The organism is Mycobacterium sp. URHB0021, assembly GCF_054057895.1.
Map to the genome: position 1 here is coordinate 15,788 of NZ_JBSRZT010000002.1, position 12,771 is coordinate 28,558.

Annotated in this window: 12 protein-coding genes; all 12 read right to left on the minus strand. The window is 66.1% G+C overall.

What is annotated here, in order from left to right; genetic code table 11:
- Positions 1-3: 3 nt before the first annotated feature.
- Positions 4-2,088, minus strand: coding sequence for a hypothetical protein (locus ACVWWN_RS02240; RefSeq protein WP_457142433.1), 2,085 nt, complete (start codon positions 2,086-2,088; stop codon positions 4-6).
- Positions 2,006-2,512, minus strand: a complete 507-nt coding sequence (locus ACVWWN_RS02245) for a hypothetical protein (RefSeq protein ID WP_457142434.1) — start codon at positions 2,510-2,512, stop codon at positions 2,006-2,008. Before ACVWWN_RS02245 ends, ACVWWN_RS02240 begins: the two co-directional genes overlap by 83 nt.
- Before the next feature lie 402 nt (positions 2,513-2,914).
- Complete coding sequence (locus ACVWWN_RS02250) at positions 2,915-3,685, minus strand: fructosamine kinase family protein (protein ID WP_457142435.1); 771 nt, start codon at positions 3,683-3,685, stop codon at positions 2,915-2,917.
- A gap of 1 nt (position 3,686) precedes the next feature.
- Positions 3,687-4,517 (minus strand): SDR family NAD(P)-dependent oxidoreductase, encoded by an 831-nt coding sequence (locus ACVWWN_RS02255; RefSeq protein ID WP_457142436.1) that lies wholly within the window; start codon positions 4,515-4,517, stop codon positions 3,687-3,689.
- Between the two features lie 9 nt (positions 4,518-4,526).
- On the minus strand, positions 4,527-5,222 hold the full coding sequence (locus ACVWWN_RS02260) for a YoaK family protein (RefSeq protein ID WP_457142437.1): 696 nt from the start codon (positions 5,220-5,222) through the stop codon (positions 4,527-4,529).
- A 16-nt stretch (positions 5,223-5,238) separates the two neighbouring features.
- On the minus strand, positions 5,239-6,264 hold the full coding sequence (locus ACVWWN_RS02265; protein ID WP_457142438.1) for a mammalian cell entry protein: 1,026 nt from the start codon (positions 6,262-6,264) through the stop codon (positions 5,239-5,241).
- Positions 6,231-6,782 (minus strand): mammalian cell entry protein, encoded by a 552-nt coding sequence (locus ACVWWN_RS02270; protein ID WP_457142439.1) that lies wholly within the window; start codon positions 6,780-6,782, stop codon positions 6,231-6,233. The genes ACVWWN_RS02265 and ACVWWN_RS02270 overlap by 34 nt, the downstream gene beginning before the upstream one ends.
- A complete protein-coding gene (locus ACVWWN_RS02275) occupies positions 6,779-7,747 on the minus strand; it encodes an RDD family protein (protein ID WP_457142440.1) in 969 nt (322 codons plus the stop codon). The genes ACVWWN_RS02270 and ACVWWN_RS02275 overlap by 4 nt, the downstream gene beginning before the upstream one ends.
- Positions 7,744-8,409 (minus strand): hypothetical protein, encoded by a 666-nt coding sequence (locus ACVWWN_RS02280; RefSeq protein ID WP_457142441.1) that lies wholly within the window; start codon positions 8,407-8,409, stop codon positions 7,744-7,746. The genes ACVWWN_RS02275 and ACVWWN_RS02280 overlap by 4 nt, the downstream gene beginning before the upstream one ends.
- Positions 8,379-9,947, minus strand: coding sequence for an MCE family protein (locus tag ACVWWN_RS02285; RefSeq protein WP_457142442.1), 1,569 nt, complete (start codon positions 9,945-9,947; stop codon positions 8,379-8,381). Before ACVWWN_RS02285 ends, ACVWWN_RS02280 begins: the two co-directional genes overlap by 31 nt.
- A gap of 3 nt (positions 9,948-9,950) precedes the next feature.
- Positions 9,951-11,102 carry a virulence factor Mce family protein gene (locus ACVWWN_RS02290; protein ID WP_457148969.1) on the minus strand — a complete coding sequence of 384 codons (1,152 nt, stop codon included), beginning with the start codon at positions 11,100-11,102 and terminating at the stop codon, positions 9,951-9,953.
- Between the two features lie 32 nt (positions 11,103-11,134).
- Positions 11,135-12,769 (minus strand): virulence factor Mce family protein, encoded by a 1,635-nt coding sequence (locus ACVWWN_RS02295; RefSeq protein WP_457142443.1) that lies wholly within the window; start codon positions 12,767-12,769, stop codon positions 11,135-11,137.
- Between the last annotated feature and the right edge of the window lie 2 nt (positions 12,770-12,771).

Here is a 12,771-nt window from a genome sequence, read left to right on the forward strand (position 1 = left end):
CCGTCAGGCAGCCGCCTTGTCCGCCCCGCTCACTGCGCCCGAGGCGCCGGCGGTGCTGCCGCCCGGCGTTCCGTTGTTCTCGCCTCCGGACGCCGCGCCGTTGCCGTGGTCGGGCTTGGCATGCCGCGGTGTCCTGCCCTGCGTCGCACCGGACGGGCCCTGACCGTCATGGTGCGTGGCGTGCCTCGGAGTCGATCCGCCCTGCGTTCCGGTGCCCGACTCGTTGTCGCTATCCGGTTTCGCGTGCCGTGGACGACCCTGCTGTCCACCAGAATCGCCCTCGTGGCCGCCGGCACTTCCTTGCTCGTCACCCGGCTTGCCATCCTCATCGCCCGGCTTGCCTTGCTCCCCGCCGGCCCCGCCTTGCTCGCCGCCAGAATTGCCTTGCTCGCCGCCGGCCTGACCCTGTTCGTCACCGGGCTTGCCCTGCTCATCGCCTGGCTGCATGTCGCCCTTCTTTTCGTCGAGCGATCCGGCCTTCGAAAGGTCCTGCGCGTCTCCATCTTTAGTCTTTGTCGACAGCGTGACCATTCTCGAGTTGGCCGCCATCAGCGCATTCGGAGGCGGCGACGTCACCTTGTTGGTCAGCGGGTTCAGCAGGCCGCCGAGCAGGCCGCCCAGTCCACCAACAAGACCACCCAGGCCCCCCAGAAGACCACCGAGCGGATTGCCTGCAAGCCCACCCCCCACCCCGCCCAAGGCCCCGCCGAGGCCGCCTGGCCCCGTAGCCAACAAACTGTTGACCAGGTTGAGGAGCCCGGTGATGGCGTTGGGCGGTGGGGCCGTGGGGTTTCCGCTGGCGAACTCCTTCTGGAATCCCCGCGCAAGTTGATTGATGACGTCGGGGAGCACCTGCCATGGGTCCACGTTCGGGAACGAGAAGAACGGCGTCGGGATGCTGGCGCCCGTCAGCGTCCGCGTGTAGCTTCCGTCCGGATTGCGCACGGCGTCGGTGTAACCCACGTTGACCAGGCTGGTCAGCGCAGGGGCTAATGCGTTGGCCAACCTCGTGATCGGGTTGTCGGCCAGCAGCCCGCCAGACATCAGGCTGAGTGCATCGCCGATCAGATAGGCGGGCTCGAGAAGTGGCAATGAGTTGGCAGGCGCCGTCAGATATAGGTTGATCGCCAACTGGTTCGTCAGTTTGAGGTTGTCAGCAACCCCGGCCAGCTGTTCTGCCAATCGCGCGTCGAGTCGCGACGTGTCGATACCCCGCAACAGGTACGTCGAGAAGACGGTCCCCGCCGCGAGGTTGTTGAACAGCGTAAACGCGTTGGGCCACGCGGCGAAGTCCGAGAAGGGCTGGTATTCGGCGCCGACGTCGACCAGCACGGGGATCACACCTGAGCTACCGAGACCCAGACCGGTGCCGAGAACCGGTAGCCCGCCATCGTTCACGGCGTGCGTATTCGGATTCAGGGTATTGATGCCGAGCAGTTGGGCGAGCGCATATGCACGCGCCGCCAGGCCACCGTCGGGCCGAGCGAGGTTGTTGAGCAACACGATCGGCAATATCGTGATGCCGCCGAGCACCGGGTCGTCGATCGCCCCCGGTGCGGTGCCGCCGGGTTGCAGCTTCAACTGGTCGAGAATCAGTTTGTACGACGTCGCAAGAGAAAACGCACCAACCCCGAATCCCACCGTAATCGGAATCCGGAGATCGAGGACATTCGGAATGTCGACGGGCAGAGCCTCGACGATGTCCAGTAGTCCCTGAGTCAAGTTTCCGAGTGGATCGAGGCCCAATGCGTCCAGTCTCGTCGTCAATAGTTCGATGACCCCCGCGGCGCCGAGCCTGAGGTACTGCGTGTTGTTGACTTCCTGCGCAACGACATTCGGCGGGGCGGGCGTCCACCCGAGATCCACTCCCCCGAGCATCTTGAGCAGAGCGAACGGCGACCCCGCGGTGACGATGTTGACGCCCGGAACGTTGAGCTCGGAAAGATCGATCCCGTTGCTCAGGTCGATGCCCAGCAAGTTCTTGAGCAACTCGTTGAGCGGCGTGTCACCTCCCAGTCGCAGAAGGCCCAGAACTTGGTCGAGGAGTAGGCCGGCGGCAGGACCGAGGACCCCGAGAGCTGCGACCACCTGGTCGACCAAACGTGTCTGCCACCGGAATGTTCAGGTCAACCGCGCCAAGCAGTTGGGGAAGCAGGCTGGCCGGAACCCGCGTAAGCAGATTGCTGACCAACTGCAGAGGATCGATTCCGAGCAGAGCCGCCAGCGGGCTCAGATTCGCACCCTCGACGATCGCCCGTTCGATGACCTCCGCCAGCGTCTGGTTGAAGTCATAAGCGAACCTGGCCAGTCCGCCGGTGATCTCGGGGATCTGCTCGGGCTGCGGGAACAGACGGATGCCCGCCATCAGGTCGACGTCGGTGTTCAGCGTTGCAAGGTGGTGCGCCGGCGGTGGCGCGACACCGATGGTCATCGCCGTCGCGGTGGCGGTGACCGCCCCGAGCGCCACAACCGCCTTTGTCGTGTTGCCCAACTTGCGGTGCTTAGCAGGCATCCAGCTTCACCCTTTCGACCCCGTCTGCATCGTCCCCCGAGGGACGGTAACAGAGCAGCGAATTTGCGGAGCCGACTTTTGGGCAGATTTTGGCCGACGTCGACGTAGGCTTCGGCAAATGTTTATTTGACGTACTCGTAGATTACTTGGGCGACTTCAGGGCACCTTTCCGACAAGACTGTGGTGGCCGCTAGCGCAGATGCCGGTTTCGTTCTCGGCGGAGACATTGACGCGATCGGCGGTTTGCCAGAGCGGGAGATTGCCAGAGTGGACGCCAGCAACCATTGACGCCGATTTCCGGCATCTGACCGAGGCTATCCACATAGCGATGATGAGGCATAATTCACCGATGACGTCACCATCGCCGTCGGGGTCCGACATCTCGGGATATTTCGCCCGTCGTTAGCTGGCGCCAACGGCTTCCAGTGCGGCGCGCCGTGTCTGGCCCTCGTAGCCGCCGCCGAACAGCGCCACATGGGCCAGCAGCGGATAGAGCTGGTGCAGCCCCACCCGCTCGCGCCATCCGTCCCGCAGCGCCCGCTGATCCTGATAGCCCTCGACCACCTCGTCGAAGTACGGGCACCCGAACAGGGCAAGCATCGCCAGATCGGTTTCGCGATGGCCACCGTGCGCGGCCGGATCGATCAACACCACGCCGTCGGGTGTCCACATCACGTTGCCGCTCCAGAGGTCACCATGGATGCGCGCGGGTCGGTCGTCGTCGTCGAAGTCACCCACCCAGCAGCGCGAGATCGCGGTGGTGACGGCTTGCTGGGTTTCGCCGCTCAAGCGCGGTGCCGCGCGCTCCGCCATCGGCGCCAGTCGTTCCCGGGCATAGAAAGCACCCCAGACGTCATGCGCGACCAGCGACATCGGTAACGGCTGCTGTAGCGGCCCGAAAAAGCCCGACCCGGTCCAGCCGTCGGGTGGAGCGCCGAACGCGGACGCGCCCGCGTCGTGAGTACAGGCCAGCCGCCGGCCGAACTCGTGTGCGTGCTGACGCGTGGGACGTGCCGACTGGAGCCGTTCCAGCGTCAGGGTGTGTTCATCCGTCGCGATGACCCGTGCACACCGGACACCGCCATCCGCGGCCGAAAGCCATTGCAGCCCCGCCGCTTCACACGCGAAGAAGCCCGCGGGTGAGTTCGGGTTGTGTTTGACGAAGTGCGCCATCCTACGGTTGGCCGGACACCCGGCGAAGAATCTGGTCCCGCACCCGGGTGGGGAGGTTCGTCATCAGCGCCACCTGCAGCCTGGGCCCGAGCCCCACCACGTAACGGGCGCGGGGCTTGCGGGCCGTGAGCGCTTCCTCGACGACCGCCGCCACCTTCTCGGCCGGAACGGCCAGCTTCCGCGCCACCGGAATCATCTTCTTCATTCCCGCGATGTGCCGGGCGTACAGCGCGCGGTGCTCCGGTGTGAGCGCCGCCTCGGTTTCCTCGACCATGGTGCCAGCGGTGCGCCACATGTCGGTGTCCGTCTGCGACGGCTCCACCGCGATGACCGGAATATGCCACGGCCGCAGTTCCATTCGCATCGCATCGGCCGCCGCCTCCAGTGCGAACTTGCTGGCGGCGTATGCGCCGAGCATCGGCATCGACAACTTCCCGTTCACGCTGGAGATGAGCACGATCCGCCCGCGCGTCTTCCGCAGGAGGGGCAGCACGGCGCGGGTGACGGCAAGTTGACCGATCACGTTGACCTCCAACTGTTTTCGCCACTCATCGGAGCCGACCGTCTCCATCGGCCCGCCCACCGAGATTCCCGCGTTGTTCACGATTGCGTCCAGCCGGTTCGGAAGCGCGCGACTCAAAGCCGTGATGTGGCCGGCGTCCGTCACATCCAGGATCACCGAGGAGATCCGGTGAGGGTTCAGTGTGGTGACCGCGGCGGCGTCCTGTTCGGTGCGGACTCCGGCGATCACGTCCCATCCGGCGGCGGCGAGTCGTTCGACAATCGACTTGCCGATGCCTCTGCCGGCGCCGGTGACGAGTACGGATGGCATACCGGGAGACTAGCCCGACGCTTCCGGTTGCTGCTTGGGCGTACCGACCAGGAAGAGACCCGCGCTCGCCGCGACGACAACGGCCGCGAGTGCGAGCACCGGCGCGACGGTGAACCGGGTCATGGTCGCGCTGACCATCGCTCCCGCACACATCACGAGCACCACGCTGTAGCGCAGCCTTCTACGGTCACCGCTGCCGCCGGCGAGCCGGCTGTCGAGGCCGATACCCACGATCGTCTGCGTGAGCACGGTGGTCGACAGTTCCTGGATGCCGAACTGACGGGCGGTCGCGTTCTGAAGACCGAATGTCACCGCCAGGCCCGCGATCAGGAACAGCTTGCTGTTGTCGTGGTAGTCGAGCACACCCGTGCCGGTCAGAATCGAAAGCGCCACCAGCACGATGACCTCGGTGCCGAGCGCCACCGTCGGCCACCGTCGAACGGTGCCATCCAGATGGCGAGCCAGCCGGCCACCGATCACCGCACCCGCCACGAAACTGGGGAACGCGACCGCCGCGGCGGTCAGGTCCACCCCGGAATGCGGTGCGAACCAGAAGCCGAGGAATATGACGTTGCCTGTCATATTGGCGACGAACACATGGCCGAGCACCAGCACACTGATGGCATCGACGATGCCGGTGGCGAAGGTCAGCAGCAGCAGGCAGGCGATGGTCAACCGCTCTGAAACCGGGGAGTCGACGGCCATGGCCCGCTGCCCGCTTCTACAGTTGCGGAGTCAGATCGAACGACGTGACCGTGGACATGCGGGTGATCAACCAGTCGGCGTCGTGGCGCTGCATGGTCAGCCGGTACGAGAGATAGCGCAGCGACGGGATGTTCTTGCTCACCGGACTGGTGGCCACCGAATTGGTGTAGACGATCGCGGTGGCCTCCGACGGGGTGACCCTCTCGACCGCCGTCCCCATCACCTGCGTGGTGTTGGTGACCTGTGCCTGCTTGTTGGGCGCAACGATCGCATCGATGTACTTACGGTATTCGACGGCGAAGTCACCGCCCAGGTACCGTGCCGACCGGTCCGCGAGCGATTCCATATCGTCGGGGGTGTAGGACCACAACGTGGTGATGGCCCTCGCCGCCGTCCTGGCGATGTCGAGCTTGGTGTGCACGAGTGCCCGGTCGACGAGATACGGCTGCACCGTTGCCCCGGCGAACGCCGCGGCGCCGATGAAGAGCACGCCCGCGGCGGCCGCCGCAAATTTCAGACGCCTTCCGGCCGGCCGGTGTGGGACCAGGATGGTGTCCACCTCGACCGCGTCCTCGGTCTCGGATTCAACCGTCGCCTCAACTGATTCGCGCTCGACCTGAGATTCTTGTTCGTCGACGGCCTTGGTGGTCCGGCCGCGCTTGCCCACGGGGGTGCGGGGCACGGGCGCAGGTTCTGGTGTCTCCTCGGCCTTTTCGGCGGCCTCGTCGAAGGTCCTGTCGGCAGGTTCGGACGGCGTGGCCTTGCGGCGGAAGAGCCGCCACCGGTGACGGATCGTCGCTGGTGCGGATGCGGCCTCGTCGGCGCCGGACACCGGCACTTCGGCCGTCGTCTCGACGATTTCGGGGGTGTCGGCGGCCGATTCGACGGATGCGGTCGGTGTGGTCGCGTCGTCATGCCCGACCGCCATCTGCTTGCGCAGTGGCATCCGATGCCGCCGACGCGCGGCCGCCGCGTCTGCGGCGGCGTCGGTGCCTGCGGCGTCCGTGGTCAGATCACCTGAACCAGCTGGCTGATCTTCCACTGCTGTCCTTCCTTGACGGCCGTTGCCACCCAACGGTTTCCGCTTTCGATGGTCGACTTGCCATCCGGTGATTTGGAGGTGATCTTCGTCGCGACAAGGACATCGACGCTGCCGTTGTCGTTCCACCGCTGCACCCCGGCATCGACCACATCGCCCGTGGTCGGCTCGGCGCGGGCGACCTGGATCATGATCTCGTTCTGCTTGTCCTTGAACATCTTGGCGAAGTCCCCCGTGCCCTGCGCGAGGACCCGGTCCCCATAGGCGTTGGCGTGGAACGGATCCAGCGTGGTGTACATCGTCATGAATTCGCGCACGTAACCCAGCGCGTCGGAGTCCTTGATCGCGACCCGCCGATCCGTCTCGTGGCGGATGAGTATCAGCGTGGCGGCTGTGATCGCCGCCGCGATCAGCAATGCCGACAGTGCCGCGACGACCGGCAGACCCCACCGCCGCGGCGGCTTGGTGACCACCTCGAAGAAATCCGGCTCGTCGGCTTCGAGTTTGCGGCGCGGGCTCACTGGCCGGCCTGATTCAAGTTGGGGCGCTTGAGCACGGTGAGATTGGCGACGCGCCACCGACCGTCACCGGTCCTGTCGAAATCCACCCGGACGGTCGCGGTGATGAACTTCATCGTGGCGGGATCCACGCCACGCTGCCCCTGCATCGCCAGCAGCATGGACGCCTGCTCGGTCGACACCGACAGCACCGCGCTGCTCACTGCCCAGTATTCGTTGGTCGTCGCGCCGGCCTTCTGCACAGCCTGCTGCTGGGCGACCAACTGTGGCCGGTAACCGTCCGTGGTCAGCGACTGGGCCGTGGAGAAATCCTGCTGCAGCGTGTCGACGCTGAAGCTCAGCAACTTTTCGACGAGGCGGGGCCCCTGCTCGGAGATCTGCGCGCGTGCCTGATCCACCGCGCGGTCGTGCCGGTATACCACCAGATAACTCAGGCCGACCGCGGCGGCGCACAGCAGCGTCGCCGCCACCAGCATCCACCCCACGGGCCGCCGCACGTCGCGCTGCGGTGGCTCGACCTGGTGCACCTCGGTGCGAGCGAACAGGTCGGCGAACGTGCGGTTGTGCCGGTCCCACAGCGGCCACAGCCATCCCGTGAACACCGCGACGGTGTCGAGTAGGTGCGCCAGATCGCGGACCGCCAACCGCAGAATGCCGACGGGCCCGCCGTCACGGCGGCGCACCGCGATGCCGAACAGCGCGCGGCCCACCGACCAACCGGTGAGCGTCGGGAGCAACAGCCGGTTCACGGCCATCATCAAGAAGACCAGCCCGGCCACCCCGGCATAGAGCCACCGCAGCCAGCCGTCCTGCGGCACCGCGGCCAACGCCATCGTGACGATCACCGCGGCACCGATGAACACGTCCACGGCGAACGCGCCGACGCGGGCCCGCCACGATGCCAACGGCGGCGCCGGCGGTGATTCGTCGGCGGGTGCGTCCGGGTTGGCGTCGAGTAGCGCGGTCACGAGGTGACCTGGTCCAGCCTGGAGATCTTGTACGTACCGTCGGCGGGCGCCATCTTCACCCGCAACCGATAACCCTGCTGCTGATCGGCGGACGCCGAGTTGGTCACCTTCACGCGCACCGCGACCAGCACGTCGATGGACCCGTCGTCATTGTGCCGCTCCACGGCGGTACGCATGTCAGAGACCTGGACCGTGACATTGGCGGCCTGGTAGGCCTCGGCCAGGACGCCGCTGTACAGCGGCGCCTGCACACCGAAATCGCCCGTCGCGCACTCGATGATCTTGGACTGGCTGGCGATCATCGCCGCCGTGTTCGGGGCCTGGGTCGCGGTCACACAGTCCCGCGCCGCCGCCAGCGCCGCCTCGTCGGCGCGCGCAATGGCCTTGCTCTCGTCATGGGACCGCAGCGCCAAATATCCTCCGACCCCGGCGCCCGCGGCCAACAGCACCAGCACCGCGCAGATCGTCGACATCGAGCCGCGGCCGAGCCGGGACTCGCGCCGGCTGTCGGTGGCTGTCTCTTCCTCCGATGTTGTGGGGGCTTCTTCGGTTGTCTCTTCGGCAGATACTGCTAGCGACTCATCGGGCTTTGCGGGAGCATGGTCAGGCGCTGCATCAGCATCGGTGGGGTTCAGCCGGCTGGCGCCAGCATCTCCTTCCATCCGTCGTCTCCTGGGTTATTCGAGTTGCTGACGTTGTATTTCACGCCGTCAGGTCCGACCACCTCACCACTGCTGGGGCTGTACGCCGCAGTGGAACCTGGTGGCCCTTGTGCCGGAGTGTAGATGCACGGGTTGGGTTGTTGTCCACTGCACGAGACGTTGCCCTGGCCAGGCGGGCTGAGCGGGTCGCTGATCGGCGCATACGACTGCGGTGGAGGCAACTGGCCGGCCGGGAGCGGGTTCATCCCGTTGTTGATCGACGGCGCCGGAATGACGCCCCGGCCAGGGTTGACGCCCTGGTCGCATCGCGCGCCCGGCGCCGGGCACGACAGGATCTGGTTGGGGTCGCCGTACCAGGGGTTGGTGCCCAGCGGCACGTACGGAGCGTCGCTGTGGCACTCGCGCGGGGTGGCCGCGCGTTTGCCGGGAACGTCGGCGCACGGATAGTTGCGCGCACCACGAACCACGTTGCCCTGGAAGTCCTTCGGGATCTTGCAGTAGGTGCCCGTCGGAAGCGGCGCCGTGCTGGTGTCAGCGGGTGACCGCCACTCGGACGCCGGGAGGAAGCCGGTCAGGCATGGGGGCGGCTGGTTGATCGACAGGCCGAAGTGCAGCAGACCCTCATTCTGGAAGATGACCCCCGCCTGCAACTCGGCGCCCCCCTGCGGGAAGATCACCAACGCCTGCTCGACACCCTTGTGGTAGCGCTTGAGCATGTCGATGACCACCTCGAGGTTGGCCAGCGTCTGCGGGAGCGCGTCGCGCACATCGCTGAACACCTCGGAAACCTGGTCGAGCGTCGGTGCCGCCTGCTGCAGCCCGCTCCGCAGCGCCGCGTCCTGTTCGGCGGACTGGGACGCCAGGATGTTCAGGTTCCTCGACCACTGGCCGATGGCGTCGCCCGACTGAACCTGGCTGTCCAGGATCGGCGCGGCGTGCGCGATGATGTCGTTGATCTGCGGCAGGTTCTCCTGGAAGCCCTGCGCGACGTTCGTCGTCGAATCGACCAGCCGCTGCAGCGCCGGACCCAATCCGCCCACCGCTTGAGCGGTCTCGTCGAGCAGCTGCCCGATCTTCTCCTTGGGCAGCACCGCGAGTCCCTGGTTTGCGGAGTCCAGCGCCGGCCCGACCTCGCTGGGCACCGTGCCCAGCTGCGTGATCGTTTGACCGTTGCTGTAGTACTGGCCCGGGTCACCCGTCGACACCAGGTCCAGGTACTGCTCACCGATGGCCGAGACGGAGTGCACGTTGGGAACCGCATCGACCGGGACCCTGTAGCGGCTGTCGATTCGCAGCGTTGCCTCTGCACCCGTTTCGGTGGGCTTGACCTCGGTGACCTTGCCGATCTGCGTGCCGCGATAGGTCACGTTCGAGGTGGCGTAGAGACCACCGGAGCGCGGCAGATTGGCATGCAGGTCGTAGGTGCCGATGCCGACCAGGCTGGGCACCCGCAGGTAGTACCAGCCCAGCACGACGATCGCGATGATGGTCAGGATCGTGAACAACACCAGCTGAATCTTGATGAAACGGGTCAGCACTGCTCACTCACCCCTCTCGACCAGCGGTCCGCCCGGGACGTCGTGCGGGTTCGGCGTAAACCGCACGTCCGGGATCATCGTGTTCGGGTCACGGCCCCAGGCCTGCTCGAGCGCGCGCAGCATGCCCGAGACTCCGGTGCCCGACAGGGCCCCGTTGTCCAGCGCGGACAGGGTCGCGTCGACGTTGAGCGACACGTTGATGTAGTCGCCGCGGACCACCTTCGGTATGTTCTCGATCGAGAACGGCGCGGTGAACATCAGCTTCAGGGCGCCGAGCAGGTACGGCGACGACTTGGCCAGCTGCTTGAGCGGACGCTGCAGGTTCACCAGGTTGGTGTGCAGGTTGTCGCTCGTCGGGCCGAGGGCGTTGTCGGCGGCGAGGCTGATCCGGCCCAGCCCTTCCACCGCGTCGGCGAACAGGTCGCGGGTGTCGGCGAAATGCTTGACCAGCGGTGGGAATTCGGTGAGCACGCGATCCAGTGTGTCGTTCCGTTGCGCGACGATCGACAGCAGTCGGTTCGTGGAATCGATTGCACGGGTGAGGTCTTGGCGCTGCTGGTTCAGTTCGTCGGTGAACGTGTCCAACCGGTTCAGGAACTCCCGAATCTGATCTGCCCGGCCGTTGAGCACGTTGTTGATCTCGGTCTGAATCACCTCCAGGTTCGAGATTCCGCCGCCGCTGAGGATGGTGGCGATGCTCGCCAGCACCCGTTCGGTGGTGGGGAACGAGGAGCTGTTCTTCAACGGGATCGTGTCACCGTTGCGCATCGGCTCGGGGGACGGATCCGGCGGTGGCTCCAGCTCGACGTGCTGCGATCCCAGGAGGCTCGTCTGGCCGATCTTGGCCAACGCGTTCTCGGGCAGCTTCACATTCGGTGCCAGATCCAGCGTCAGCGTCGCGACCCAGTTCTTCAGTTCGATCGCGCGCACCCGGCCGACATACACGTCGGCGACCCGCACCCGGCTGTTGACGTTGAGTGCCAACGTATCCGGCATCTGCACGTAGATCGTCAACTTGTCCGAGCCGGTGCCGGGTCCACCCGGCAACGGAACGTTCGCGATGCCCTTCCACGACCCGCATGACGTCAGCACCAACGCGACCGCGGCCGCCGCACCGGTGCGGCGTGCGATCCGGCTCCATCTGCGCGTGGCCATTCCTGCCTTCTGCTCGTTGCCCACGAGGCTCATCACCCACCTGCCTCAGCCGGTAGCGCTGGTCCCGGCGGTGCGGCCGGAGCCGGTCCGGGCGCCGGCGCGGCGGGTGCGATCGCACCCAGCGGGTCGCCCGCGATCACACCGGGCGCGGGGCCCGGCGGCGGCGCAGGCTGCACGTACCACGGCGGCGGCAACGGGGTGTTCTCGCTGTAGGCGTTGGGCGGACCCGGCAGCTTGCCGTTGGGCTGCACACCGAACGCCGGCGGCGCAGGAGGAGCGACGATGTCCGGTCCGCCCATCAGCTCGGAAAGTGATTCGGGCGTCAGCATGTTCGCGGTGAACGGCTGCACGTCCACTCCTTGCATGCCGGGGGCAACGGTCCAGCCGGGCTCGTGGTTGCCGTGCGAGAACAACGTGTCGCGCGAGAAGACGCCAGGAACGGTGGTGTCCTTGTACCCCGGCGGCGGCTGCAGCCGCGGCTCCGAGTAGGCGATCTGCTTCGGCAGGGTCATCGCGGTGCTGACCTGGTTCAGGCCGAACGGCAGGTAGTTGAACTTGATCGCGTCCAGGATCGGCCCGAGGTACTGCGCACACAGCTCGGCCGAGTCCTGGTAACCCAATCGGCTACCGGCTTGAATTGCGCTGCAGATGAGCTGCATCGGGTTGGCGAAGCCGTTGATCACCGGCAGGCCGACGATGCCGCCCGCGTTCGGCGACGTGATGTTGACGAGGTTCGCCGCGAGGTTCGGGAACACGTGCAGAGCGGTTTCCAGGCCGTCCCGGGGCTCGGGCTGCAGGATCGCATTGGTCACGTCGGCCAGGTTGTTGATGTCCTTGCTGAGCACCTGGCCGTTTTCGCCGACGAATTTGCGCGTGGTGGTGAGCAGTTGGTTGAGATCTTGGAGCGCATTGGCGAGCTCGTGGTCGCTGTTGGTGAAGGAGTTGGTGAACGTCGCAAGATCGTTGTTCAGCGCGACGAACTGCTGATCGCTCTTGTAGAGCGCGTTGACGAACAGCGCCAGGCTCTTCACGACGCTGAAGAAGTCGCCGCGGCCCTGGTTCAGCGTGTACAGCGCCTCCGACAGACCGTTGAGGGTCTTGTTGAGCTGCTCGCCTTTTCCGGCGAACCCGGTGGCCGCGGATTCGATGATGTCGCCGAACGGGCCCTTCGGCTGCTCCGGTGTCGGCCCGAGGTCGGTGAGTATCCGGTTCAGCGAGTCGCGCAGCTGGTCGTACTCCACCGGCACCTGCGTGCGGTCGATCGGGATGACGGCGTTGTCCTCCATCACCGGTCCGCCCGTATAGGGCGGCGCCAGTTGGATGTTGCGCGACGCCACCAGGCTCGGGTTCAGGATCGAGGCGGTGGCGTTGGCCGGCACCTTGTACTTGTTCTCGTAGTGGAACGTCACCTTCATCTTGTCGCCGGCGGGCTCGATCGAGTCGATCGTGCCGACCCGCACGCCCATGATCTGGACCTTGTCCCCGGGATAGAGCGCAAGGGTGTCGGGGAAGTAGGCGACGACGGTGTTGTTCGTCAGGTTCTTGTAAAGGTTCCAGCCGACGACGCCAGCCACCACGGCCAGCACCACCACGAGGGCACCGATGATCACCGATGCGCGAGACATGCTCGGCATCTTGATGTTTCGGACGTTGAAAATCGTCGACAAGG

Coding starts and splice junctions, on each gene's coding strand:
- ACVWWN_RS02280 (WP_457142441.1), bottom strand. CDS start 8,409: ATGGAAGGAGATGCTGGCGCCAGCCGGCTGAACCCCACCGATGCTGAT.
- ACVWWN_RS02290 (WP_457148969.1), bottom strand. CDS start 11,102: ATGGCCACGCGCAGATGGAGCCGGATCGCACGCCGCACCGGTGCGGCG.
- ACVWWN_RS02260 (WP_457142437.1), bottom strand. CDS start 5,222: ATGGCCGTCGACTCCCCGGTTTCAGAGCGGTTGACCATCGCCTGCCTG.
- ACVWWN_RS02245 (WP_457142434.1), bottom strand. CDS start 2,512: ATGCCTGCTAAGCACCGCAAGTTGGGCAACACGACAAAGGCGGTTGTG.
- ACVWWN_RS02255 (WP_457142436.1), bottom strand. CDS start 4,517: ATGCCATCCGTACTCGTCACCGGCGCCGGCAGAGGCATCGGCAAGTCG.
- ACVWWN_RS02250 (WP_457142435.1), bottom strand. CDS start 3,685: ATGGCGCACTTCGTCAAACACAACCCGAACTCACCCGCGGGCTTCTTC.